The sequence below is a fragment of the Mesotoga sp. BH458_6_3_2_1 genome (genome assembly GCF_003664995.1).
Taxonomy (GTDB): domain Bacteria; phylum Thermotogota; class Thermotogae; order Petrotogales; family Kosmotogaceae; genus Mesotoga.
This window is the reverse complement of the sequence record NZ_JFHL01000029.1, coordinates 312,797-338,372: the sequence shown is the minus strand read 5'-3', so window position 1 is coordinate 338,372 and position 25,576 is coordinate 312,797. Positions and strand designations below refer to the sequence as shown.

The 25,576-nt window shown below is 45.0% G+C and carries 27 protein-coding genes; 17 read left to right on the top strand and 10 right to left on the bottom strand.

Features of this window, described 5'->3' with window-relative positions:
* Window positions 1–281 precede the first annotated feature (281 nt).
* Complete coding sequence (locus tag Y697_RS14225) at window positions 282–2,075, top strand: S9 family peptidase (protein ID WP_121552451.1); 1,794 nt, start codon at window positions 282–284, stop codon at window positions 2,073–2,075.
* Between the two features lie 804 nt (window positions 2,076–2,879).
* Here the strand turns inward: Y697_RS14225 and Y697_RS14220 are convergent.
* The 3 genes from Y697_RS14220 to Y697_RS14210 all read right to left on the bottom strand — a co-directional run bounded on the left by Y697_RS14220 (window position 2,880) and on the right by Y697_RS14210 (window position 5,483).
* A complete protein-coding gene (locus tag Y697_RS14220) occupies window positions 2,880–3,704 on the bottom strand; it encodes a DegV family protein (RefSeq protein WP_006486785.1) in 825 nt (274 codons plus the stop codon).
* 189 nt (window positions 3,705–3,893) lie between these two features.
* The gene (locus tag Y697_RS14215) at window positions 3,894–4,457 is read right to left on the bottom strand and encodes a DUF2202 domain-containing protein (RefSeq protein ID WP_121552450.1); all 564 of its coding nucleotides are present in this window, start codon (window positions 4,455–4,457) and stop codon (window positions 3,894–3,896) included.
* 267 nt (window positions 4,458–4,724) lie between these two features.
* Window positions 4,725–5,483, bottom strand: coding sequence for an SDR family oxidoreductase (locus Y697_RS14210; protein WP_259462605.1), 759 nt, complete (start codon window positions 5,481–5,483; stop codon window positions 4,725–4,727).
* A gap of 105 nt (window positions 5,484–5,588) precedes the next feature.
* On the opposite strand from Y697_RS14210, the gene Y697_RS14205 reads away from it, so the two are divergent.
* Both Y697_RS14205 and Y697_RS14200 read left to right on the top strand, forming a co-directional pair.
* On the top strand, window positions 5,589–6,152 hold the full coding sequence (locus Y697_RS14205) for a hypothetical protein (protein ID WP_121552448.1): 564 nt from the start codon (window positions 5,589–5,591) through the stop codon (window positions 6,150–6,152).
* Window positions 6,153–6,329: 177 nt separating this feature from the next.
* Window positions 6,330–7,391: an amidohydrolase gene (locus Y697_RS14200; protein ID WP_259462598.1), complete on the top strand. Its 1,062-nt coding sequence runs from the start codon at window positions 6,330–6,332 to the stop codon at window positions 7,389–7,391.
* Between the two features lies 1 nt (window position 7,392).
* Here the strand turns inward: Y697_RS14200 and Y697_RS14195 are convergent, their stop codons facing one another.
* Genes Y697_RS14195 through Y697_RS14180 form a run of 4 tightly spaced genes read right to left on the bottom strand, consistent with a single transcriptional unit; the run spans window position 7,393 to window position 9,826 of the window.
* Complete coding sequence (locus tag Y697_RS14195) at window positions 7,393–8,112, bottom strand: protein-L-isoaspartate O-methyltransferase (protein WP_121552446.1); 720 nt, start codon at window positions 8,110–8,112, stop codon at window positions 7,393–7,395.
* A 6-nt stretch (window positions 8,113–8,118) separates the two neighbouring features.
* Window positions 8,119–8,850, bottom strand: coding sequence for a TSUP family transporter (locus tag Y697_RS14190; RefSeq protein ID WP_006486794.1), 732 nt, complete (start codon window positions 8,848–8,850; stop codon window positions 8,119–8,121).
* A gap of 14 nt (window positions 8,851–8,864) precedes the next feature.
* Window positions 8,865–9,350: a MarR family winged helix-turn-helix transcriptional regulator gene (locus Y697_RS14185; RefSeq protein ID WP_121552445.1), complete on the bottom strand. Its 486-nt coding sequence runs from the start codon at window positions 9,348–9,350 to the stop codon at window positions 8,865–8,867.
* Entirely contained in the window at window positions 9,347–9,826 is a 480-nt protein-coding gene (locus Y697_RS14180) for a glutathione peroxidase (RefSeq protein ID WP_121552444.1), read from the bottom strand. The genes Y697_RS14185 and Y697_RS14180 overlap by 4 nt, the downstream gene beginning before the upstream one ends.
* A gap of 330 nt (window positions 9,827–10,156) precedes the next feature.
* On the opposite strand from Y697_RS14180, the gene Y697_RS14175 reads away from it, so the two are divergent.
* From Y697_RS14175 to Y697_RS14110, 14 genes are all read left to right on the top strand, one after another.
* Complete coding sequence (locus Y697_RS14175) at window positions 10,157–10,978, top strand: fumarate hydratase (RefSeq protein WP_220665754.1); 822 nt, start codon at window positions 10,157–10,159, stop codon at window positions 10,976–10,978.
* Window positions 10,965–11,465, top strand: a complete 501-nt coding sequence (locus Y697_RS14170) for a FumA C-terminus/TtdB family hydratase beta subunit (protein ID WP_121552443.1) — start codon at window positions 10,965–10,967, stop codon at window positions 11,463–11,465. The genes Y697_RS14175 and Y697_RS14170 overlap by 14 nt, the downstream gene beginning before the upstream one ends.
* A 4-nt stretch (window positions 11,466–11,469) precedes the next feature.
* The gene (locus Y697_RS14165) at window positions 11,470–12,693 is read left to right on the top strand and encodes an NADP-dependent malic enzyme (protein ID WP_121552442.1); all 1,224 of its coding nucleotides are present in this window, start codon (window positions 11,470–11,472) and stop codon (window positions 12,691–12,693) included.
* Between the two features lie 236 nt (window positions 12,694–12,929).
* Window positions 12,930–14,159: a PLP-dependent aminotransferase family protein gene (locus Y697_RS14160; protein WP_121552441.1), complete on the top strand. Its 1,230-nt coding sequence runs from the start codon at window positions 12,930–12,932 to the stop codon at window positions 14,157–14,159.
* Between the two features lie 12 nt (window positions 14,160–14,171).
* Window positions 14,172–15,227, top strand: coding sequence for a butyrate kinase (buk, locus tag Y697_RS14155; protein ID WP_121552440.1), 1,056 nt, complete (start codon window positions 14,172–14,174; stop codon window positions 15,225–15,227).
* Window positions 15,224–16,123, top strand: a complete 900-nt coding sequence (locus tag Y697_RS14150) for a bifunctional enoyl-CoA hydratase/phosphate acetyltransferase (protein ID WP_121552439.1) — start codon at window positions 15,224–15,226, stop codon at window positions 16,121–16,123. Before buk (Y697_RS14155) ends, Y697_RS14150 begins: the two co-directional genes overlap by 4 nt.
* On the top strand, window positions 16,123–17,208 hold the full coding sequence (buk, locus tag Y697_RS14145; protein WP_121552438.1) for a butyrate kinase: 1,086 nt from the start codon (window positions 16,123–16,125) through the stop codon (window positions 17,206–17,208). The genes Y697_RS14150 and buk (Y697_RS14145) overlap by 1 nt, the downstream gene beginning before the upstream one ends.
* On the top strand, window positions 17,205–17,879 hold the full coding sequence (locus tag Y697_RS14140; RefSeq protein WP_121552437.1) for a cobalamin biosynthesis protein CobQ: 675 nt from the start codon (window positions 17,205–17,207) through the stop codon (window positions 17,877–17,879). The genes buk (Y697_RS14145) and Y697_RS14140 overlap by 4 nt, the downstream gene beginning before the upstream one ends.
* Entirely contained in the window at window positions 17,872–18,096 is a 225-nt protein-coding gene (locus Y697_RS14135; RefSeq protein ID WP_121552436.1) for a ferredoxin family protein, read from the top strand. The genes Y697_RS14140 and Y697_RS14135 overlap by 8 nt, the downstream gene beginning before the upstream one ends.
* A gap of 10 nt (window positions 18,097–18,106) precedes the next feature.
* On the top strand, window positions 18,107–19,165 hold the full coding sequence (locus Y697_RS14130) for a 3-methyl-2-oxobutanoate dehydrogenase subunit VorB (RefSeq protein WP_121552435.1): 1,059 nt from the start codon (window positions 18,107–18,109) through the stop codon (window positions 19,163–19,165).
* A gap of 9 nt (window positions 19,166–19,174) precedes the next feature.
* On the top strand, window positions 19,175–19,927 hold the full coding sequence (locus tag Y697_RS14125) for a thiamine pyrophosphate-dependent enzyme (RefSeq protein ID WP_121552434.1): 753 nt from the start codon (window positions 19,175–19,177) through the stop codon (window positions 19,925–19,927).
* Window positions 19,924–20,463: a 2-oxoacid:acceptor oxidoreductase family protein gene (locus Y697_RS14120; protein WP_121552433.1), complete on the top strand. Its 540-nt coding sequence runs from the start codon at window positions 19,924–19,926 to the stop codon at window positions 20,461–20,463. The genes Y697_RS14125 and Y697_RS14120 overlap by 4 nt, the downstream gene beginning before the upstream one ends.
* Window positions 20,464–20,594: 131 nt before the next feature.
* On the top strand, window positions 20,595–21,389 hold the full coding sequence (gene zupT, locus Y697_RS14115; protein WP_121552432.1) for a zinc transporter ZupT: 795 nt from the start codon (window positions 20,595–20,597) through the stop codon (window positions 21,387–21,389).
* Between the two features lie 134 nt (window positions 21,390–21,523).
* Window positions 21,524–22,621 (top strand): helix-turn-helix transcriptional regulator, encoded by a 1,098-nt coding sequence (locus Y697_RS14110; RefSeq protein WP_121552431.1) that lies wholly within the window; start codon window positions 21,524–21,526, stop codon window positions 22,619–22,621.
* 2 nt (window positions 22,622–22,623) lie between these two features.
* On the opposite strand, the gene Y697_RS14105 is transcribed toward Y697_RS14110, so the two are convergent.
* The 3 genes from Y697_RS14105 to Y697_RS14095 form a co-directional block, all read right to left on the bottom strand.
* Window positions 22,624–23,097 carry a hypothetical protein gene (locus Y697_RS14105; RefSeq protein WP_121552430.1) on the bottom strand — a complete coding sequence of 158 codons (474 nt, stop codon included), beginning with the start codon at window positions 23,095–23,097 and terminating at the stop codon, window positions 22,624–22,626.
* Entirely contained in the window at window positions 23,094–24,053 is a 960-nt protein-coding gene (locus Y697_RS14100; protein ID WP_121552429.1) for a hypothetical protein, read from the bottom strand. Before Y697_RS14100 ends, Y697_RS14105 begins: the two co-directional genes overlap by 4 nt.
* Window positions 24,054–24,246: 193 nt before the next feature.
* Complete coding sequence (locus Y697_RS14095) at window positions 24,247–25,311, bottom strand: acyltransferase family protein (protein ID WP_259462597.1); 1,065 nt, start codon at window positions 25,309–25,311, stop codon at window positions 24,247–24,249.
* Window positions 25,312–25,576: the final 265 nt, after the last annotated feature.

Sequence of the window (25,576 nt, the reverse complement as noted above, 5' to 3'; positions counted from 1 at the left end):
GCGTTTGAAAAGCAACCCTCTCTTTGGTGACAGACTCCATTTTTAACATTCCAGTAATATCGCGCTTCGTTTTAGAGTAAGAACCCTTCCTTTCTTACGGAAGGGTCAAATGCGAGTTGCAAGATTTGAGTGGAACAAGGTCATCCGTCAGGGATATGCCCAACTGACGGCTACTTGTTATATGATTGCAATAAGGAAACCCAACACACCGTTGGACCATACAGCTATGCCCTATCACAATTCGCTGTTTTTTCGCTGTAGAACATTCAAGGAGGAATTAAATGACTGAGAAGAAGTACTCGATTGAAGAACTTATGGAGAATGAGACCATTGCATCATTCGCGGTATCTCCCGATTCCAAAAGAATTCTTTACTCGTCAGACAAAACGGGCAACTACAATATCTTTGAACTAGATAAGGAGAAGGGAAAACACAGGCAGATAACATCACTCAGTGAAAACGCATTGGTATCTCACGTCTACGAAGATGGAAGCTTCATTTTTGCAATGGACAAGGGAGGCGATGAACTACATCATCTCTATCTCGGAAGTAAAGAGGAAATCAAGGATCTGACTCCTTTCGAAAAGACCAAGTCAGGATTTCACGTCTCCGTTGGCAATAGGGTTTACTACTACTCGAACAAGATCGATAGAAGTAGATTCGACCTTTATCGGTTTGATAAGGCCGATCTAGCAAGTGAGCTGGTCTTCGAGAATAAAGACTTGTATGAACTGGGTCCAATTTCGAACGATGAAAGGTTTCTCGCCCTTCATAAGCCCGAGACTGCAAACAACTCAAATGTATATCTCCACGACTTGCTAAGCGGGGAAACAACACTTCTGTCTCCCCATCAAGGAGAAGCCAATTTCAAACCTGTCTTCTTCTCAAGAGACTCGTCGAAGCTATACTGTCTATCGGACATTGAAGGGGAATTCATGACACTCTGGGTGACGGATATTGAAAGCAAAGAGCGTGAAGAGATTCTTGCCTTCAGTTGGGACATAATCGCCGGGAGGATATCGGAAAACGGGAAAAGTGCCGTGCTTATCGTAAATAGAGACGGTTTTTCCGAACTCCATATAATCGATACAAAAGACAATTCCCCTAAGATGCCTCCCGTGGAGACGGGTGGAGTCGTCTACGATCAATGCTTCAGCAAGGATAGCCGCTTCCTGTACTATCTTTGTGACTCAGCAACCTCCTCTCCCAATATCTTTGCGATCGATTTCGAGACGAAGGAGACAGAGCAGCTCACTGATTCCATGAGCGATGAAGTGAACAGCAATGACCTCTCTGAAGCAAAGGTACTCCGTTTCATTTCATACGACGGCCTCCAAGTGCCTGGGATCTTCTATCCACCAAGAAATGTTCCGCCAAACGAGAAAGCACCTGCAATTGTATGGGTTCACGGAGGACCGGGAGGTCAGTCTCTGCCAAGATACAGTCCTGAGATTCAGTTCATTGCAAATCATGGATATGCTATTTATGCAGTCAATAACAGAGGAAGCTCCGGCTACGGAAAGAGCTTCTTCAAAGCAGCGGATCACAAGCACGGAGAAGCAGATTTGGATGATTGCGTGGCCGCCGCTAAGTATTTGGCCGCTCTCGATTTCATCGACGAAGAGAGAATCGGAATAAATGGTGGAAGTTACGGCGGATTTATGGTTCTAGCTGCACTTGCTTTCAGGCCGAAGGAGTTCAAGGTGGGTACGGATTTTTTTGGTGTCTCGAACTGGGTGAGAACTCTCAAAGAAGTGCCTGCCTGGTGGAAAGCTATCAAAGACCTCTTATACACGAAGATTGGAAATCCCTTTGAAGAGGAGGAATACCTCAAGAGCATTTCCCCCCTCTTTCACGCCGAAAAGATTGAAAGACCACTCCTGGTTCTTCAGGGTGTAAATGATCCAAGAGTATTGAAGGTGGAATCAGACGAGATCGTTGAGAGTCTTAAGAGAAATGATGTTCCCGTTGAATATGTAGTGTTCGAAGATGAAGGACATGGCTTCAAGAAGAAAGCAAATAGGATAAGAGGTGCAAATGCGATGCTCACCTTTCTTGACAAGTATTTGCGCTAGGAATATTCAGTTAGGTATTAGTGAGGGAGAAAGCTGAATTTACCTTTCGAAGACGAGAATTCTGTATTTCGTGACGATTAGGAGGAGCGTTGTAGAGAGTTTCGTATGCCTTTTGACAGGAAGAGATGTAACAAGAGCTGTTCATTAATGATCAGTTGTCCTCCCGATACGGCCAGAGGAAACAGACAAAGATGTTCCTAATCAACTATAGACGAATATGACGCTCTTTTTTTTAGAGCCTGGCATAGTTTTGGTTTGATCTGTTTATCTTCCAAGAAGTTTTCTGGTAGTGCCTTTGAAGAAATGCTATTTGCTAGTACTGAACTTATTGGAACGAGAGATATTCGATCCTCCTTCGAAGACTTTCAACAGAACAAATAAGGGTGCCAAGAGCATCCTGGGTATGGTGCTGCAATTGTGAGAATCGTTGATTGACCCTCGAGTTGCTTGTTAGCTTCTGTCTTCAGAGTTGCGGGGGCTGATTCGTAATCCTACACATGAGTTAGTTCGTCTGATCCTAGATGGAAACATGACAGTTCACTGAAAGAATGGAAGTCTGATTCTTCCTCAAGATAAAATAGTTTTAGGAACCAGATTCTACGTCATTCACGACCAAAAGTATGGTCGCAGTCCTTCAACAGAGAATGCTTCGCTGCGAATCGGTATTGCATCCAAGCGCGGTCTTCCCCAGCTCTGAATTCTTCGTATTCCAGCTTGATTCAATATCTTGTTCTTCTGTCGCTTCAACCGGCAACCTGTAATCTCAAGTTTTCTGGGCCTTATTGGTTACTCTAAATTGTGAGTTTAGAGCGCCAATATAAGTCCACCCTCTCCAGCGTATGTGGCAATTGCAGGACCCATCTTTCCAATTATGACTTCCGAATCTAGCACGCGTTTTCTTATTTCAGATGCAAAGAATTCAGCCTCTTCGAGATTATTGACGTGTGTAATGCCAAAAATCTTCTTTCCGGATTTTGAGGCATCAGCTATCAACTCAATTATTGCTTCTCTAAATCTCCTGCTTCCTCTTACCTTCTTAAGGAGCTTCACTTCGCCATTTATACCGTGCAGGATAATCTTCATATTCAATATGTTGACCAGGCTCCCTTGAAATTTGCTCAGACGGCCACCTTTGACGATATTCTCCACTGTCGCAAGAGGGATGATTATCTTCACGTTTTTTCTGTACTCTTCAAGCGCTTCGACTATTTCGCCCAACTTAGCACCCGATTCAGCCATTCTGGCGGCCATCAGCACCTGGATGCCATGCGAAATCGAACCTGCAAGAGAATCGAACACGATCGCCTTGCCTCCGCTCATTTCGGCACCAAGGACCGCTGATTGATAGGTACCGCTGAGCTTCGATGATATCGTAATACATAGTGGAATTTCGCCCATCTTCTGAATATCCTCAAAGATTCCTGCAAAATCGGCCGGCGAAGGCTGAGATGTCTTCGGAAGTTCACGGGATTTGCCCATTAATCGCCAGAACTCCTCTGGAGTAATGTCGATATCTTCCTTGAAAGTCATATCATCTACAGAAATGTTGAGAGAGGCAAAGGGAATACCATACTTCTTTAACGTTTCAACCGGTAGATCACATGAGCTGTCCGTTACTATCCTGACCACCGTATCCCTCCTCTACTTTCATATAATAAGATTATAGGTCATTACGAGTCCTGAGCAATGGTCGGTTAGGATGTCATCTAATTACTTGAAACGATCTTGGTGGAAAGAAAGTTTCTAAAGGCCACAGAATAACTAATTCCAAAAAGAAAGGGCGGAATGTCCGCCCAATGATCTGAATTACTGTAAAGTCTATCTGCCAGATGCTATCTCGTTGAACCTCTCAACATCGAGTACTTCAGGCGTATAGCTTCCAGCGAGTCTCTCATACTGTCTGAGGAATGCCCTTAGGTGGTTCTCAGAACCTCTAAGCAGATTTTCGTATACCCTCGCAGTTCTCGAGTCGATGTCTCCCTCAAGCAATTCTTCCAGGTCCTTAATATCTATCTCTTCTATTAGAAGACCAACTTTCACCGCATCCAGAAGAGACTTGCTTCCACTCTCGATGAGTTCATCATAAAGCTCCTGAAGCGTTGAATTAGTGAAGACTCCAATTTCATTTTCACCTACTGGATCTACCATGCCAAAATCACCGATCAGAGAAAGAACTGCTTCTGTATGAGTCTGTTCACTTCTAGCAATGTTACCGAAGACATTCAATCCCCATATTTCATAGAGTACGGTATAGACATCGTGAGCTAGCTTTTCTTCTTCTCTCATGAATGCAATTCCATCTTCCTCAGTCATTGAGCCGCTGGCCAGTGACATTGAACCAATAATGAGAACCATTAATACTGCTGAAAATACTCTCTTCATATTCGATACCTCCATTATTTGGATCTCGATGAAATATTAACCTCTCATTCTTAGAGTTTCCTGAGAATCCTTGCTTATAGTTCGCTTAGAGTCCTGGTGATATGCAGAATTAATCTTAAGATGAAGCAACTATCGAAGCCTGGCAACTTAGATATATTTCTCAGTGTTTCCTCGAATATGAATGAACGGCCAAGATGGTCTCAATCCTTATAAACGGCCAATCGTGAAGGTTACATGTCTATTCTTCATAAGAGTGAATGTTTTTACCTAATCCTCAAACGCCCTCCTGGCCGCTTTCAAAGCAACTGCCCTGGGCACCAGCCTTGACCCGGAAGCGATTATTTTGTTGATCAGCCCGCTTACCACGCTTCTCTTTCCTTTTTCAAATGCATCCAGTGCACTTTTCACAACTTCTTCAGGAGACATCGATCCCGGCAACTGCCTCCTTCCTCCCGAAGCGACATCGAAAAACTCTGTTCTTGTAGGTCCAGGAGACAGAACCATCACTTTGAAGCCCTTGGGTTGTAGTTCTTCGCTGACGGCTTCGCTTAAGCTAAGTACAAAGGCCTTTGTAGCAGCATAAACCGCCATTCCGGGCACAGGCAAGTAAGCGGCAGTAGAAGCAACGTTTATTATTCCTCCGCCAATGCTGTTGCGTATGAGAGCATATTTCTTCGTCAAGAAGTAAAGAGCACCAATATTCAACTTGATCATCTGCATTTCTCTATCTGCTTCAATATCCTCAAAGGGACCTATCAATCCGAACCCTGCGTTGTTTATGAGAAGATCTACGTCTTTCAGCAGTTTCGAAACCTCGACCAGGTCGTTTTCATTCGTCAAATCACCTTTCAACGGAATAGATCTGACTCCCAGATCTCTCTCAATTTGATCGGAAATCGTCTGCAATCTTTCTAATCTTCTGGCTACAATGATCGTTTCATACCCACGCTTTGCAAGCTCATAAGAAAAAACCTCGCCGATTCCCGATGAAGCTCCGGTAACTAGTGCTCTCTTCAAAATGATCACCTCGGCCAATTATAACCAATCCAGACTACATTGTTCTCTCGTTCATTTGACTTTATTCGCCAAGAAAGTTGTATAATGTTGGTACCAAGTTTTGGAGGTGATAATGTGAAGAAAGTTGCTGTTATTCTAGTATTGGTTCTGGCGGCGAGCGTTTTTGCATCTTGGGTGCCTCTGCAGGATTACTCTACCGTGGAGTACGTCTATAACAAAATTTCGTACTTCGAGAATGGAGAGCAGAAGGAAATGATATACGGGGTAACGATCGATCGCGATGAAAACCATTTTATCCTGAATTACGATACTACCTACTTTCTACCCCTTGACACTGAGCTCACCTCAGATATGATGTTCGGTCAGCAGTTCTCGATGATGATGTACATCTTCCTGAATCCGATGCTATCTTTCATTTATGATGCAATTGACCTGGAAGAGCAGATGAACACAAAACTATACGGATTCGGTACTCTCAAGTACGAGGGACTGTATTCAGTAGAAGGAAAGAATGGAACGTATACTGGAACAAAAGTCGCTTTGTACAATGAGGACGGAGAGTTGTCGATGTACTGGATAATTGATCCAAACATTCCTTTCGCTCTTGAAACCTACATGGGCGACGATTATGCAGATGACTCTACTACAATAACTCTTTGGGATTATGCCATCAATTGATTAAGAATTCGATCAAGAGGCGCCTTTAGGCGCCTTTTTGTTTATAATAAATCAACTAGAGAGCTGCTGAATGGGGTTCGCCAAGAGATAATTCATAGCTGCAGCTGGCAGGTTGTGAAAGTTGAAGAACCTGAGCTGTTCTTCGTTCCTATGAAGGAGCCGTTAGAGGAGGAAGACATGGATTTAGCGAGAATTAGGCATGACTTACATGAGATTCCGGAGATTGGATTCAATGAGTTCAAGACTCAAGCCTACATTATGAGTTTCCTGGATCGATTATCTGTCTCCTACGAAAAGGTTGCGGGCACCGGAATCCTGGCGAAATGGAAAAAGGTTGAAGGCCCTTTCGTTCTATTTCGAGCCGATATGGATGCTCTTCCTGTTTTCGAAGAGACAGATGCCCCGTTCAAATCTGCACATGAAGGTTTTATGCATGCTTGCGGCCATGATGTTCATATGACAATTCTCATTGGACTTATAGAAAGAATAGTAACAAGCGATCTTAACAGAAATTTTCTCTTTCTTTTCCAGCCGGCCGAAGAAGGCGGAGGCGGTGCCACGAAATGCTTACCAAAATTGGAGCAATATGAAATAACCGAGGCCTGGGCACTTCATGTGAATGATGAATTTCCTGAAGGGTCTGTTTACACAAGAGCCGGCGTCCTCTTTGCGTCGGCCTTCGAAGTGGATTGCACTTTTGAGGGAAGGTCGGCACATGTTGCTTTCTATAAGCAGGGAAGAGACGCAATTGAGGGAGCTATGGATTTTCTTCAAAGGGTCTATTCGGTTGATAGAGGAGATTCCGTACTGAGATTTGGACTCATACAGGGGGGCAGGGTTAGAAATGTGGTGGCAGATTCCTGCACTCTTTCAGGGACCGTAAGAACTAAAGCTTTTGAGCTTTCAGAAGAGGCAATCATGGAACTCGAAGAACTTGGGATAGAAGTCGCTACTAAGAGAGGTCTGAAGTTCTCTCAGGAAATTGGTTCTAAGTATCCACAGGTTCATGTAGACAGAAATCTCTACGATAAACTGTGCGCCCTGGTCGATGTGAATCCGGTAGAGATGAAATACGTGGGGGAGGATTTTGGGGTGATCGCTATGAAATACCCTTCGGTACTTTTCTGGTTGGGTACAGGAAGAGGAGAACAGCATGGACTACATAATTCAAGGTTTTTGCCTGCTGACTCCGTTATTGAGAAGGGCGTTGAGGTTTTCTGGAAGGTTGCCAACAGCTGAGCTAGAGCCTTCGAAATTTCCCCTCTCGAAGCTCAAGTGAGAACTTGTTATCACTGTAAAGGGGGTCCGGTTTGGAGTCTTCCACTACCATGAAGACCGCTCCTGTTCTTATCTCAGCTCTCAAAGTTACTTCACCGGTTTTTTCGAATAAGAAAACGGGCGTGTTCATGTAGCTTCTGTGTATCGGGACGATGGATCTCGCTCCGATCTTCATTTGACTGAACAGCTCTACGGTTATTCCCGGAAAGGCTACTGTAGAGATCATAGCATCGTACGGAGCTTCTTCTTTGAAACCACATCTGCCGTCACCGATCACTATCTGCACGTTGTTCACGCGGTAGCGTCGCAGATTTTCCGAGGCAATAGATGCAACCGTTCTGGAGGTCTCCACTGAGACTGCGCTTCCCATTGTCAGCATTTTTCCAAGCAGACACGCGCAGAAGCCGGTTCCCGTCCCAAGATCAAGGACCTTGTTGTCTTCGTGCAGTTTCAATTCTTCTATCATGCTTATCAAGAGGGATGGCTGAGTAGAAGTGGAGCAAATTTCCCCTGAGCTTGCAAGACTTAGTAGAGCTCTGTCGGAGTAAGCCTCATCCGCTACTTCGGGTGAGACGAAATCCCTCCTGTCAAGTTCCATTAGGGCCGACTCCAGTCTGGGATCGGTCAGGCAACCTGTTCTCTTCAGAAGACTCAGAAGCTCTCTCATCGGAAAATCTGTCACACTCCTCTAGAAGAAGAGATACTTAATGGCGTTAGCGACCACAATTATCAGCAAAATCCATTTCACAAAACCGCTTCCCTTTCTTATCGATAACCTGGCAGCAAAATAAGCCCCGACAACATTTCCTGCTGCGAGAACCAGGCCGGGAATCCAGTATATCATCCCATTAAGGATGAAGATAACCAGGGCAAAAACCGTGTAGATGAAGACAATGAGAATCTTCGTGAAATTCGTCCTCACAAGATCAAAACCGTACGAAAAGGTAAGTGCTCCAATCAGGAAGAAGCCAACTCCCGCCTGCAAAAATCCGCCGTAGAAGCCCACTCCAAGAAAGATCAGAGTTGAGAGGACTCTAGAGGGTCTGGAAAAAGTGAGCGGCGTCGGTTTCAGTAACATAATCATAACAACTACAAGAAGCGCTACTGCGATCACTTTCTCCAGTGCATCCTTGGGTATTGTCGAGACAAACATAGAACCTATCACTGAACCTATCGTAGCAGCCACTATCGCCGGAAGTGTGGACTTTTCAAACCTCATTCCCTCGGATCGAAAGGTCTTTACTCCTATACCGCTTTCAAATATCACTCCCAGTCTATTAGTTGCATTGGCAACAGCAGGTGGCAATCCTATCCACATAAGTACCGGGAGAGTGACCATTGAGCCCCCTCCCGCCATAACATTCATAAAACCAGCCACGGCACCCGCGACATATATTATTACGAACTGTAATACTGTCATTTGTCCTGCGTCAACTATACGAAGGAGTTGTTCGAGCCGCCCATATCAATCTTCCTCATCAGCTTTTTCAGAGATGTCAAGAGAGAAATGAACTCGCTTTGAGAGATATTTACCTGATCGGCAATTTTCAGCGGAATAGCCAGTGCCTTGTCCTTAAGCTTTCTTCCTTCTTCGGTTAGATTTATCAGCACCTGCCTTTCATCACCCTGAGACCTTTCTCTCTTTAGGAGGCCCTGCTTCTCCATTCTCTTCAGCAAAGGAGTCAGGGTTCCGGAATCAAGAAACAGTCTTTCACCGAGTTCTTTTACAGTAAGGGGCTCCTTCTCCCAGAGAACAAGCATTGCCAAGTATTGGGGGTAGGTTATGCCTAATTCCGAAAGCAACGGTCTGTAAAGCCTTGTGACACCCCTTGAGCTGGAGTACAAAGCAAAACAAAGCTGATTGTCCAGCTTAAGGAGTTCTTCCCCTCTTGGGATTGCAGCCTCTTCTTTCTTGCTCACATAACCGCCTCCTCAATTGCCGAACGAAATGACTCGGGTTCCTCCTTTGGCTCAAATCTTCCAATTATCTCGCCCTCTCTGTTAATCAAGAACTTAGTAAAGTTCCACTTCACTTTTCCCGAATACTCCTTCTTCCCGGCACCTGAAGTAAGAAACTCATAAAGTGGATGGATATCCTTTCCCTTCACGTGAATCTTCGAAAACAACGGAAATGTAATGTTGAAGTTCGTACTGCAAAAAGCCTTTATATCTTCATCACTGCCGGGTTCTTGAAAGAGAAAATCATTAGAAGGGAACCCTAGCACAACGAAATCTCTATCTTTGAACTCTTCAAATATTTGCTGCAGACCGTCATACTGCGGAGTGAATCCGCATTTACTTGCAGTGTTCACCAACAACAATACCTTTCCTTTGAAGTCTTCCATTGATTTATTCCATCCGTCAATCGTAGTCAGTTGAAAATCATAAATACTCATTATTTCACCTCCAATAGTATTGTACACTATTTAGTTGTACTATGGAAGCTTTTCAGCTTGTTTATTTCTTAAGAGCTGAGGAATCTGATTAGTGAATCCTTAAGAGCCGCTGCATCTAACTGGAAAAACCCAACTCAGCGTTCCATCTAAGATTCTTCCACATTATCTCTCTTTTTTCGGTTCTGAGTTTTCGTCTCCAGCTGAGAAGCTAATGTTTTTCATGCTTCCGATAATGGAGAAATGGATTATTGGGGCAATCGGATGTGCAAAGTGTTATAAATGAATATGACATGGCTAGTCATTAGCTTTTTCAGATAATGAGGTGACTTCTTGATAAAAGCATCTTCAATAGTGGGAAAGGTCGAGACCGCATTAGTAGAGGCAAACACAATAATGGATGATAAGATCAAATCTTCTCTATACCTCTACGATGGTCCCTTCTCATCTGTTCTAAACGAAAACTCAATACTTGCAGAAAAGCTGAAGCTTCCTCTGTGCCAGGACACAGGGTTCATTGAATTTTTTGTCTTCATCGGTCAGGAGATATCTCTTGAGGAGCCCATATCAGATACCCTCAATATGGCTGTCAGGAGAGCGTATTCAACAAACCCCTACCGATATTCAGTTGTGAGGGACCCCCTAATACACAGGGAAAACACTGGAGACAATACACCTTCGGTAGTGCATACTTTCATGGTTTCCGGAAGAGAATTAGAGATACGTTTCCTCGTGAAAGGCGGTGGCAGTGAGAATCTCTCAAGACTGTTCATGCTCAACCCGACAACATCGCAAGAAGAGTTCATTGAGATAATTGTCAGTTCAATTTCTGAAGGAGGAGCCAGGGGTTGTCCTCCGCTCAGAGTGGGAATAGGCATCGGGGGAAGCTCAGAAAAGTCTATGCTCCTTGCCAAGTTTGCTCTGACTAGAGAGTTAGATTCGAGGAATCCTGACGTTGGCTACGCCTTTCTTGAGGAGAAGCTTTTGAATGAGATCAATTCTCTACATATCGGTTATCAAGGACTGGGAGAGGGAATAACCGCTTACTCGGTGAGCATTGAGACTGCGCCCTGTCATATTGCGATTCTTCCAGTTTCACTGGCTATTGATTGCTATCTCTGTAGAAAGGGGGTAGTCACCTTTGAAGATAGATGATTTGTCCCCCGGTCAAGAACTCAGCTTCACAGGCAGACTCATAGTAATGAGAGACGCAGCTCAAATGCGCCTCAAGAAGTTGTACGAAGGAGGTAAAACTCTTCCTGTAGAGCTTAATGAAGCAATAGTGTTCTATGCCGGTCCGGCCAAGCTAGTTAAAGAAAGCTGTGGAGCGATCGGTCCAACCACTTCACTAAGGATGGATGGTTTCTTGAAAATGCTTTTCGAAAAGGGCGTTCTAGCAACTATAGGCAAGGGCGAGAGATCGGTTCCGGCAGCGAATCTGTGTAAAAAATATAGAAGAGTCTACTTGATCGCTCCAAGCGGAGCGGCCGCTTCGCTTGCGCAAAGAATAGAGTCTCTGAGGACCATCGCTTACGAAGATCTGGGCACAGAAGCAATTTTCGAGATCGATGTCAGAGACTTTCCGTTGATTGTTGCAACGGATGTTAACGGTTCGGATCTTTTTACTTTGAATAGAAGGTGATTGTGTGAACGAAAAGGCATTGAAACTTCACAAGGATCTCAGGGGGAAGCTAGAAGTAAGAAGTAAGGTTAGAGTGGATAGCATGGAGGCCCTTTCGCTTGCATACACTCCGGGAGTGGCCGATGTGTGCAGAGTAATTGAGAGCGATAAAGAACTTGCTTATGATTACACAAACAAATGGAATTACGTCGCGGTAGTTTCAGATGGAACGGCGGTTCTTGGTCTTGGCGATATTGGCCCAGAAGCAGGACTTCCTGTTATGGAGGGAAAAGCCGTTCTGTTCAAGGAATTCGCGAATGTTGATGCCTTCCCGCTCTGTATTGACATCCATAGTCCTGAGGAAATCGTCTCATTCGTGAGAGCAATCGCTCCAACCTTTGGAGGTATTAACCTTGAAGATATCTCCTCACCAAAATGCTTCTTCATTGAAAGCGAACTTCAGAAGATGCTCAATATTCCCGTTTTTCATGACGATCAGCACGGGGCGGCGATAGTTGCCGTTGCCGCATTGAGAAACGCCCTGAAGATTGTTGGAAAGAAGATTGAGAATCTAAAGATAGCGACTGTCGGCGTTGGCGCAGCCGGAGGCGCAACAATCAAAATGCTACTGGCGGCAGGTGCAAGAAATATTGTTGCAGTCGATAGAAATGGAATACTAAACAGGAATCAGCCATCTACTCTCCTAAATGAGTTTCATTCTGAGATCGTAAAGGAAATTAATCCAGATAATCTCAGTGGAAATCTTGAGGAAGCAGTGAAGGGAGCCGATCTCTTCATTGGAACTTCTGTCGCCGGGCTTCTTTCACCTGAAATGGTGCGCAAAATGGCTCCCGAACCGATCATATTCGCTCTGGCCAATCCCGTACCGGAGATTATGCCAGATCTTGCCCGAAGCGCAGGTGCATCAATTGTCGCAACCGGCAGATCAGACTTCCCAAACCAGATAAACAATGTTCTAGCATTTCCGGGAATATTCAGAGGTGCTCTTGACACAAGATCAAGAGAGATAAACGAATCTATGAAGCTGGCAGCAACTGACGCCCTTGCTTCGGCTGTGCCTGAAGAAAAGCTTTCCAGGGACTACATTTTGCCGAGGCCGTTCGAGCCGGGAATCGCAAAGAAGGTTGCACTAGCCGTTGGAAGAGCTTCTATTGATTCGGGGTGTTCGAGGCTCTCAGGTGAAGTAAACCTTGAGCAATTGATAGAAAGAGGATTCAAGAAAATCTGAAAGTCTTGTTTCCGAAATAACGTTCCTGCGGATGGAAAGATCGACTTCATCGTGCACACTATTGCATGAATGCAGTTTTTTGCATGCAAAAGCGTTCACCGACGGGAATCCCAAAGCACCAAAGCTTCTGTATTTGGCTTTCAATGAGTGATTTACACAATTATGATCTCCTGGCATGATATTGCTTATTAAGTTGATGTGATGAATACTATGATAAAAACCAGGGGGTGTAAATCGTGACAGAAAAGTTTTCGAAGATCGCACTCAGAATGAAGTCGAACATCATCAGGGAACTGCTTAAGGTGACTTCGAAGCCGGGAATGATTTCTTTTGGTGGAGGTGTTCCCGATCCAGATACATTTCCACGTTTTGAAATGGCCGAAATATCGAAAGAAGTCCTGGAGAAGGAGTACAGATTTACTCTTCAGTATGGCTCAACCGAAGGTGATCCGATACTGAGGGAAGAGTATATATCTCTTCTGAAACGGGAAAGTGGGATAGAAGGTCTCGATGTCGACAATCTGCTTGTCACAGTCGGTTCCCAGAGCGCACTGGATCTTGTAGGCAAGATCTTCCTCGACGACGATAGTCTATACTTAGTATCAAAACCTGTTTATCTTGGAGCCGCAAGCGCCTTCGCATTGCGATCAAACGGCTATGTCTACATGGACCTTCGAGAAGACGGGATTGACCTTGATGAGGTTGAAAACAGATTGGAAGAGATTGCTTTAAGAGGGGAGATCAATAAGGTAAAATTCATATACGTTATCTCTAACTTTCACAACCCGGGCGGCGTTACAATATCGCTGGAAAAGAGAAAGAGGCTAGTCGAAATCGCTGAGAAGTACGATGTTCTGATCGTTGAGGATGATCCCTATGGTGACCTTAGGTACGAAGGCGATCCAATAGATCCAATATTCAAAATCGGAGGTCAGAATCGGGTCTTACTTCTGAGGACATTCAGCAAGATCCTCTCCCCAGGGCTGAGGTTAGGAATCGTTATTGGGAACAAGACCATAATAAGGAAAATGGTAATGGCTAAACAAGCCTCGGACCTCTGCACTCCCAGTCTCACACAGAGAATCGCGGCTAGATATCTTCAGAGGCATGATTTGCTTGCACAGCTTAAACCAACGATAGCTCTCTACAGGGACAAGAGGGACCTTATGCTTGCCGAGCTCGAGAAGAATTTCGGAGACATGAAGGGATTCCATTGGACCAAACCTGACGGAGGCCTTTTCATTTGGTTCACTCTTCCCGAGAGCTTCAATACTGGAGAAATGCTGGAAATGGGCAAGGCCGAGAATGTGCTTTTTGTTCCAGGAGAGGCCTTCTCGCTGGACAACACATGCAAGAACTCGATGCGCCTATCCTTCTGTCTTCCTCCCAGAGAGGATATCATAGAAGGAGTACGAAGGCTGAAGAAGATCGTTGTGGAGTATGGCAAAGAGAAGAATATCCTCTGAGGGAGTGAGAAAATGAGAATCTTAGCAATAAATCCCGGATCTACTTCGACGAAAATCGCTGTCTTTAACAACGAGCATGAGGAGACGAAAGGCTCGATCCAACATTCCACATCGCAGAAGAATCCTGAAGATGCTATAAGAGAGAGGGCAGAGGAAATCCTCTCCTTTCTTAGAGACCGTGACGTTCAGTTTGATTTCGATGCGATTGCCTGTAGAGGAGGAATTCTTCCCCCTCTTGAAAGCGGTACCTACAGGGTAAATGAGAAGATGGTTGATTTTCTTTTGCATCACACAGAGGTCGATCACCCTTCCAATCTTGCGGCACCGATAGGATTGCTTCTTTCCGAAGGAAAGATCCCCGTATTCATAACGGATCCTATTTCAATTGACGAGTTTTGTGAAGAAGCTCGGCTGTCCGGTCTTCCGCAATTGCCAAGGATTTCCAGATTACATGCTCTTAACATGAAGGCTGCCGCAAGACAGATTGCCGCTGATCTTGGAAGAAACGTTGAAAACCTTAACCTGGTAATTGCTCACCTTGGCGGAGGCATTTCTGTAGGGCTGCAACTGAGAGGTAAGATGGTTGACGTAAATAACGCGACCGATGAAGGACCTTTTAGCCCGACCAGAACCGGAGAACTTCCCGTAGGAGATTTGGTAGAGAAGTGTTTCAGCGGCGAATATACGGAGAAACAGCTTATTGACCGATATTTGAAGTCCGGAGGACTGAGAGCATATCTGGGCACAGATGACCTGAGAAAGGCATTAGAAATGGCAGATACTGATCCTTATGCAGCAATGGTAGTCGATGCAATGGTTTACCAAATCAGCAAAGAAATCGGCGGCATGGTTGCTCTGGGTGGAGGTTCAATTGATGCTATTGTTCTTACGGGAGGCATGGCTTATAACGCTGACCTTGTTGAAAAAATTAAGAGCTTTGTTGGAAAGTTCGCTCTGGTCGTTATTGAACCTGGTGAGAACGAATTGTTGTCTCTCGCACTTGGTGCACAGAGAGTCCTTGAAGGTGCAGAAAAGGTAAGAGAGTTTAGTGCGGAGGTGGCTTCATGATCTCAAGTCTTTCACAACTGGTCTGCCGCGCCAAGAGCAACCCGAAGGTGATAGCAATTGCGGCCGCTGACGACCCCGTTGTGCTTTCGGCGGCTAAAGAGGCGGCACAAGAAGGAATAGCGTCTTTCATTCTTTTTGGTTCGCAAGGTAAGATAGAGGAAATTATTAGCGAGCTGGACTTTTCAGAGAAGTTTTCAATTGTAGACTGCTCCACGAAGAGCGAATCGATTCAGAAGGCTGTAGAGGCGGTTTCACTTAAGAACGCTGACATTCTCATGAAAGGCAATGTGAAAACGGGAGAACTCCTGAGCGTCTTTCTGAAGGATGAATATGGTCTCAGGACCGGAAGAACAATGAATCTCGTCACCGTCTTCGAGATCAAGAAGTACCACAAACTGATTCTTGTTGCAGACGCCGGGATGGTAATAGCTCCAGATATTGGTCAAAAAGCTGATTCAATTATCAATTCCACTGCAGTTGCAAGGGCTTTGGAAATTGAAAAACCGAAAATCGCAGTGCTGGCTGCAATCGAGGTTGTAAACTCGAAGATGCCAGCAACAACAGATGCTGCCATTCTTTCCCAGATGGCAAGAAGAGGCCAGCTGGGGGCCGTTGAAGTAGATGGGCCACTCGCTCTTGATAACGCTATCTCATTAGAAGCTGCGAAGCACAAAGGGATTTCCAGTACTGTCGCAGGCGATGCAGATATACTTATAATGCCTGACATCGAAGCGGGCAACATCTTCTACAAAGCAATGGCATTTCTCTCTGATTGTCAGCTGGCAAGTGCAGTTGTTGGAGGAAGGATTCCGATAATACTGACTTCCAGAGCCGATTCGGCAAGTACGAAATTGCAGTCGATAGCTCTGAACGTTCTTCTTTCAGGAGTGATATGATGTCTGTCATACTTGTGATAAATCCTGGATCAACCTCAACAAAACTTGCGCTCTTCAAAGACTCTGAAGTAACTGGAGAACACACGATTCGACACTCACCTCACGAGTTGGGTAAATTCGCTTCACTTTACGAACAGCGCGCGTTCAGAAAAGCACTGATTATCAGTTTTCTGGAATCAGCAGGCCATCCCCTGACAGAGATCGATGCAATCATTGGACGGGGGGGAATGCTTAGACCTCTCGAAGGTGGCACATACGTTGTAAACGATGACATGATAGAAGATCTAAGATCTGCAAAGTATGGAGAACACGCGTCAAATTTGGGAGCGATACTTGCCAAGGAACTTTCACTGGAAAGTGGAAAGGAAATTCCCGCTTATATTGCAGATCCAGTAGTGGTGGACGAAATGGATCCTGTTGCGAAGCTCTCTGGCCATCCAGACTACACACGAAGATCCATCTTTCACGCCCTTAATCAGAAGGCAGTGACAAGAGAGGTGGCTGCGAGATACGGGAAGAAGTATGAAGATATGAACTTCATTGTCGTTCACATGGGCGGAGGAATTTCGATTGGAGCTCACAGAAGAGGCAGAGTTGTCGACGTAAATAACGCTCTCAATGGTGACGGACCTTTCAGTCCGGAGAGAGCAGGCACGCTACCGATAACCGGCCTGATAAAGCTCTGTTACTCAGAAAAATACTCGAAAAATGAAGTCAAGAAACTGATAAAGGGAAATGGCGGGCTAATGGCTTACACGGGAACAAGCGACTGTCAAAAAGTCCAGCAGGCCATAGTTGATGGAGACAAAAAAGCGGAGACTGCCTATAGGGCAATGGCGTACCAGATTGTGAAGTGGGCAGGAAGAATGGCAGCCGTTCTCAGCGGCGATGTCGATTCCATAATTATTACTGGTGGTATAGCTCACGACAGCAGATTTATGGTTCCGTGGCTTACCGAAAAACTTTCCTTCATTGCTCCCATCAGTGTAGTTCCTGGCGGCAATGAAGAATTATCTCTGGCAATGGCCTGCTCTAGAATTCTTGAAGGAATCGAGAAGGCAAAAGAGTATAGGAGAGCAGAATGAACTTTTCGAAGAAGATTCTGATCTTCATGGGAATGTTCGGCAGCGGCAAGACCGAAATAGCTCTTAATGTATCCAGATTGCTTGCCAAAAACGGAGAACGCGTCGCCCTTGCAGACATTGATACTATAAGTCCATATTATCGATCTCGAGATATGAGAGAGTCCTTTGCGGAGTTTGGCATCAAGATCATCGCCCCCAAAGGAAAGTTATCTCACGCCGATTTGCCGATAATTCCTGCCGAAGTCTTCGGTTATGTAGAGAATCCAGATTTCAGGGTAGTGCTTGACGTTGGAGGAAATGATGACGGTGCAATCGTTCTTTCTTCACTGAGCACAAGACTACCAAAAGAGAAGTGTGAGACATACTATGTTTTGAATCCCTTCAGGCCGTTCAATGACACCGTTGAAAACGCCGCCCTTCACTTCCTAAGACTCCAGGAAACTTCGAGAATGAAAATCGATTACCTTGTGAATAACTCAAATATCGGTTCTGAGACGACAACAGAAGTGATTCAGAAGGGCGAGGAATTTTTGAAACTAGTTTCGGAGCGAGTCTCAACACCAGTAGCATTCACGGCTGTCATGAATGGATTGGAAAATGGGAATGGTATCTTTGATAAACTCGAAATGAAGAAATATATGATGAATCCATGGGAGGTAGAAAATGAGTAGAAACTTCGTGAAAATCGACGAAGAGCGGTGCAAAGGCTGCGGTCTATGTATCAACTTCTGCCCGAAGAAAGTGCTTAGCTTCTCGGACAAGTTCAACAGCAAGGGCTATCGTCCCGCCCAACAACATGATCCCGACAACTGTATCGGATGCGGCTTTTGCTACATGATGTGTCCTGATACAGCCATAACCGTCTACAAAGAAACGGTAGAGGTATAGGAGGGAGACCATGGCCGAAAAGATGATGGTTAAGGGAAATGAAGCAATGGCGGAGGCTGCTGTAAGGGCCGGCTGCAGACTTTATTTTGGTTATCCCATTACTCCTCAGTCAGAATTCACTGAATATATGGCGAGAAGAATGCCGGAGATAAGCGGCGTCTTTCTTCAGTCAGAGAGCGAGGTGGCCGCGGTTAACATGGTTTACGGGGCCGCGTGCACGGGTCACAGAGTGATGACTTCGACGTCTAGTCCGGGTTTCAGCCTAATGCAAGAAGGAGTCTCTTACATAGCAGGTGCAAGGCTTCCTACGGTATTCGTGAATGTAGTTAGAGGTGGACCTGGACTTGGAGATATCCAGCCTGCACAGAGCGACTACTTCCAGTCGACAAAAGGCGGAGGGCATGGAGATTATCACATGATCGTTCTAGCTCCAGGAAGCATTCAGGAAGCGGTTGATCTCATGGAAAGCGCCTTCAATCTTGCTGACACTTACAGAGTGCCGGTAATGATGCTCGCAGACGGAATGCTTGGACAGATGATGGAACCCGTTGTCTTTCCCGATTTCGTCCAACTCGAGGGGATCAATGATCACGCGGGCTGGGCCCTGAGAGGAACGGAGGGCCGTGAACCTCACAAAGTAACTTCTTTCGACATCGATCCGGTGAACCTCGAAGAGATGAATATCGTTTTACACAAGGGCTATGAAGAGATAAAAGCAAAGGAAGTCCGATTTGAGACAAGTGACCTTGAAGATGCTGAGTATGTTCTTGTAGGATACGGTACGATGGGTAGAATTCTTGGCAGCGTAGTGAAAATGGCAAGGAAACAGGGAATCAAAGTAGGGCTGTTCAGACCAATATCCCTGTGGCCATTTCCATATGCCGAACTGAAGGCCGCCTCAAAGGGAATGAAGTTCTGTCTCGATGTGGAAATGTCGACCGGCCAGATGGTGGAAGATGTCCGCCTCTCGGTCGAAGGAGCGTTACCTGTTCATTTCTACGGGAGAACCGGAGGAATGGTTCCAACACCAGACGAAGTCCTAAGAGAACTCGTCAGACTTATAGGATGAGGTGATTAAATGTCACAAGCAACTTACAAGAGACCTAAATCACTTGCGAAAAATGAATTCTCATACTGTCCAGGCTGTCACCACGGTATTATTCATAGACTTGTAGCAGAAGTAATAGACGAACTGGAGATTCAGGGTAAGACTCTAATGGTTGCTCCCGTTGGATGTTCGGTCTTTGCGTATGAATTCTTTGATGTTGACGGAACTGTTGCACCTCATGGAAGAGCGCCGGCCGTCGCCACGGGAATGAAGAGAGCAATGCCAGACAGGATAGTATTCACATATCAAGGTGACGGCGATCTTGCCGCCATTGGAACTGCCGAAATCATTCACGCCGCAAACAGAGGCGAGAAGATCACTACGATCTTTGTCAACAATGCGATCTACGGTATGACAGGCGGCCAGATGGCACCAACCACCTTGCTCGGAATGAAAACCACTACTTCTCCGTATGGGAGAAAAGCGGAGACAGAAGGGTTCCCGATTCACGTTTCAGAACTGTTGAAGGAAACCGCCGGAATCGTCTATCTGGAAAGAGTGGCTGTGAGTTCTCCCCAGGAAGTCAGGAAGGCAAAGGCTTCAATAAAGAAGGCCTTTGTCGCACAGCAAAAAGGGCTGGGCTTTTCATTGGTTGAGGTTCTTTCGACCTGTCCGACAAACTGGGGGCTCAACCCAGTGGAATCAATCAACTGGCTAAATGAAAACATGAAGAAAGAGTATCCGATTGGGGTATTTGTCGACAAGGTCGGTGATATCAAATGAGTGAGCATCTCTTAGTAGTTGCGGGATTTGGTGGACAGGGAGTCATGTTGATCGGACAGATCCTAGCAACGGCTGGAATGTTTGACAACAAGCACACTACCTGGCTTCCCTCATACGGACCGGAAATGCGGGGAGGAACTGCCAACTGCACAGTAGTCGTGAGCGATGAGCCTATTGGGTCACCGATTACAAATGCACCGAACGAACTGATTGTAATGAACATACCTTCTCTGATAAAATTCGAGAGAGAGATTCAACCCAGTGGTGTGATGGTCATAAACACTTCTGTTGTTGACAGAGAAACTACTAGAAATGATATTTCCGTTGTCAAGATAGATGCAAATTCGATTGCAGAGAAGCTGGGGAATCTCAAGGTTGCCAACATGGTGGTTTTGGGCGCATATCTCGAAAAGACTGGTACTGTGACCATGGAAGGAGTACGCAAGGCTCTGGAGAAGAAGTTAACCGGTCGAAAAGCATCTCTCCTAGATCTGAACATTCAGGCAGTTGAAGAGGGAATGAAATCGGTAAGGTAACCCAAAAGAGATTGAGACGCGCCTGAGGCGCGTCTCTTTTGATCGTTTTCAAGTGACTGATCTGCGAATACGGATTAATCTGCAAATCCAAGAAGCAATTTATCTTTCAAAGAGATTTGGGGAGGATTGCAATGGAACTAGTGAACTTCTGGCCTGCGCTATTTCTAACAATCTTTGCCGGACTATCGACTGGCGTGGGAAGCATTCTGGCCATACTCACAAAGAAGACCAATACCAGATTTCTTTCGGTCTCCCTGGGCTTCTCTGCTGGCATAATGATATATGTTTCCTTTGTGGAGATCTTTGTCAAAAGCAGAGAATCACTCCAAGAGGCGATTGGAAATGGTCTAAGTGACTGGATCAATGTAATTGCTTTCTTTGGAGGCATAGGCTTAATCGCGCTGATTGACTTTCTCGTACCTTCCGCAGAAAACCCTCATGAAATGAGAGACGTAAATGAAATGCAACAGATGAACAGAAGCCTAATGAGAATGGGTGTCTTCACAGCATTTGCCATTGCAGTGCATAACTTTCCAGAAGGACTTGCCACATTTCTTGCGGCGATGAAGGATCCTTCACTTGGAATTCCCATAGCAATAGCAATTGCAATTCATAACGTTCCCGAAGGTATCGCTGTGGCAGTTCCGATCTATCAAGCAACCGGAAGCAGAAAGAAGGCATTCATCTATTCTTTCCTTTCCGGTCTTGCAGAACCGGCCGGTGCACTGATAGGATTCGCTTTGATCAATACTCTTTTCAACGAAATGGCTTTTGGAGTTGTATTCGCCGGTGTCGCCGGCATCATGGTTTACATATCGCTGGATGAACTTCTTCCTTCGGCAGAGAAGTATGGAGAGCACCACCTATCAATTTCCGGGCTTATTGCGGGGATGGCATTAATGGCAGTCAGTCTGCTATTACTCTAGTTCTGCGAGAGACTACTAGACATGTTTCCGTTTCCGAGAGTGGAGTCCATTGAACGCTGTATAATGACTGTTGTATGAGTCCCGCAGGTGATACAATAATTCCGTTGAATTATGTTCTCTGGAGGTGCGATGTTATGAAATGGATAGATAAAGTGGAGGTTTGCCGAAGCACGGCTTGCGACCTTCTTCACGGCCTTTTCAGGCTGAATAACAACGACCGATTTCTCGAGCATCTCAAGTCCTCACTCGATAAGGGTGATTTTGAGCAAGATAAAGATATTCAGAACTGGATTAGGGAAACGAGAGGTATTCTTACCTCTGACATTGTTCAGAAACTCGAGGAGTTTTTTGATTGGGAAACCTTCTTCGGAATGTGTCTCCTTCCGGATATAACGCACAGCAATCTCGAAAATGCGAAACAATTGATTGAACATATAAAGGAGATGCCTGAAAGAGTTCTCTTGATTCATTTTATATACTCGGGCTATGGACCCCGCAAGGGAACGATCGATATGAATACCTTTGAAAAGATTATGAACAACGACAAAGAATTGCTGCTCTTTGTCTCGAGTGATATGTCTTTCTCGACAGAACGAAAGGCAATTCTCTTTGAAATGCTTTCAGACCCATCAAGAACTAAGGAGGACTTTCTATATCTACTCGAGTGGTTCTACGAGAATGCTTTTTCAGCTCTAGAAACCAGGATCGAGAAGCTTCTATTGAGAACTGCAAGTGAGTTGAAAAAGGAAATAAGGCAGTCAGGTGAGAGATTTCTCATGTTGCTGATAAAGAACATCGACTACACGCGCTACGAAGAGCTTAAGAGAACGGTTATATGCCCCAGCTACTTCTCGGAATTTTTGGTCTCGAACGCATCGATCCCTTTCGTCAATGAAGACATGTACACAGTGGGATTTCGCTTCAAAGAAGTTATGTCAGTTTCTAAGGATAAGCTGGAGATGACTGCTGACACTTTTGAGGCCTTGGCTCACGAAAAGAGACTTGCCATTATAAGGCACCTTTCTGCCGGAAAATCCTCGGGAAATGAACTTGCCAGAGCACTGAACCTTTCAAATTACGAAATCGGGGAACACACAGCGATTCTTCGAAAAGCGGGAATGGTTCGAGTCGAGAGGATGAATCAAATGTTGAATTTTTCTCTTGACAAAGGAGCCGTGCGACGCGAAGTCGGAAAAGCACTTGAAGACCTTCTGAAAGATGTGGAAAGCTAGAATTATTCTTCCAGTTTCCGGTAGACAATCTCTATCTCAAGAAGACGCAGTTTCTTGAAAGTTTTCTCGTCCTTCTTGTTCTTAAGCAATTGAAGGGCGACTTTCGCGCCAATTGAAGCCAAGCTTCCAAGAGTCTTTCCGGTGGTATACCACTGCTTGAGAGGAGTTTCCTTAAGAATTATCTCAACAGGGGTTACTGCATCCTCCTTCATTACAACACTGTGGGGCTTTACTCTTTTCTTCTGACTCTCAAGATTCATCTCCAAATTCTCGTATGTCTTCTTTATACTACTCAGCGAAACCAAGCTTTCAACCGAATACTCCGATGCTCTTCGGGAAGGAAGTGAGCTATCGAAAACTTCAAGAGCTCTTTTCAGATTGTTCTCCTCACCAATGTAATCTCTCTTCTTCAGCTCAGAACCCGAAAAAAGCTGGATAGCTGGTTTTCTGACTAGAATTTCCCTCCCGTCACTCATATATCTAAAGTATCCTTGTCGGTTTCTGTCATTACTTTCGTCACTTCAAACTTCAGATCTTCATCTATGAGAGAGAAGATATAGCCGTATACGTAGTTGAAATATTGCATCGTAGGGCCATCGAAGTAAGAGGTATTCAATGAACCGATCTTCTCCTTCAGAATCATTGGAAGAGAGCTTCCACTTCTAGACAGATCTTTCTCATTTTCAGAAAAATCGTCGAGCAGCTTCTTCAATCTCTCAATTGCCTTTCTATTGTATCTCGCATATCTTGTGCTTCTTAGAGATTCTACCTTTTCCTCGGCAACTTTGTAGAACCCATTCTTCACATCACGATATCTTTCGTTTTGTGTCTCATCTAACAAGGAGAGATCGAGGCCGGTCTCTAATCTTGCCGCATTGCTCATTGAATCTCTTATCGCCATCTCATCGTTCGAAGCCTTGATCCCTTCCAGAATACTCTCAAGCTCCTTCAAAATCTCTTCATTACGTTCATTCTGCCTTTGTTTGAGATCAAGATCCCTTTGCTTTCTGAGAGAGTAGAACTCTTCCTGCGCCTGGACAAGTCTTTTCGAATACTCGGTGACAAGTGGTATTGAATTTGCGTTGGAAGCTGCTCCAAAATCCTCAAGAAGTTTTTCTCCTTTGAGAAATATCTCTTCCACCTCTTCCTCGCTCTTCGCATTCTTCAGATCGGCGAAGATTTTGTCCATTGCAAGCCTGAAGAACTCCATGTTGTTTGGAAACTTGCTAGTAGCCGCGCTGAGAACGAGCCTACTCTCAAAATCCTGATTCCGCTGCTGCAGTTCCTTCAAGCGGCGCATAAACTCCTCAGGACCCGGCTCTTTTCTAAACTTGAACTCGTATGGCCCCAGAAATATGCCTCCTTCTCTTAGAATAAGCCTGTAGGCAAGATAACCGAGCAAAACTGCTACTACTATAAGTAAAACAAGCATAGGAATCCCTCCACAAAAGCTTCTTCAAATAGGATAATACCATTTTTTAGATAATTAACGGGTCGCGAAGTAGCTAACAAAAATCTTCAACCCCTTCAGCGAGAAAGCAAAAGAACGGGTGTCGCAGACCGAACAATTCTCGAAAGCAACTGCTTCGCTCGCAAAATCCGGGCCTCAAGATCTGTACTCGTCTTCAGTGGATTTTCTCTTCACATTTTCCCAAAGCGTGCTTTGGAGCATTCCCTTTCCGCTTTGCCAAAAAGCTTCCTGACAGGATTGTTATTACGGGCTCCGGCAGGAACCTTATCATTAGATAAACAACAGTCATGTTGATCAACCAGTAAACATACCAGAATCTTTCCATGATTTCAATTGGATCTCCAAGAAAATCAAAAATCGGATAAATAAGAAAGCCGGCAACTATGTGATATCCCAGAACAAACAGGGTCCGTTTCCCAAAGAGAGAAAAGATTCGCTTTAGAGGCTCGATTCTCTCCAGGAGTTGAGCCATACCGGAAATTGCAACTATTCCAACCACGGCGGCAAATATGTACAGAGAAGGCGATGAACCAAAATAGTCTTCCATCAAATATACTTCATCACAAAACGCAGAAGAGATTAAGTATAACGCAGACGCAACGACTGTCATAATGACGGGAACTCTTCGTGTCAATATCCCAAAAGATTTCACAAGCTTTCCCATCGCAAAATACGGTAGGACTGCCAGAGCAACATCGAGTTTGAAGGGGAGCGATCCGTAGAGAAAGAACATCGACACGAAGCCCAGCACTATGCCTACTGGAAGGATCCGTAATTTACTGAGAACTGAGTAATAGATCTCCATAACAAAGACGGCCGGAATGAACCACAGAGGAATAATGTTTACCGGAATCATTCCAACGGCAGTTCTAACTGTCAAAACATTCAGGACTACATCGGCTAGCATGAAATTTAGCTCTTCTCTTGTCACTATCATCTTCACAAAGAGCCAGATCAATATGTTTACCGATGCCATTGTGTAGTAAGGAACCATTAACTGTTTGAATCTTTTCAAGAGGTTCATTTTGAAGCTTCCTTCCTTCGATATCAATCCAGAAAGAAAGAAAAAAGTACAAGCTGCGGGATTTATGAAATTAGCAACGATTTGCGGAGGAAGAGTGTGATACATTACCACTAGTGCCATTAACAGGCCTCTGGCCACATCTATCCAGACTATCCGCTCATCAATGAAGTTCAGTCCACCTGGTCGCTTTGCCAATGTAACACCCCGAAAGAAAATTCAATGACAGTATATCACAGTCCAGAACGGTCCATTGAATCTGCAGACGATCTATGAATTGCTGCCGGCCGAGATCTTCATATGTTCAGATTTATCTAAGTGCCCAACATTGGAACTGGGCGAAAAAACCATGAAAGATCTGGGATTTCGCAGAGTTGTAGGAATTCACGCAGATTCTATGCTGAATTATGTCGCTCCCATTGTTATACTTATCAGTAGAGGAAGGTCAGAAATGTGAAGAAAA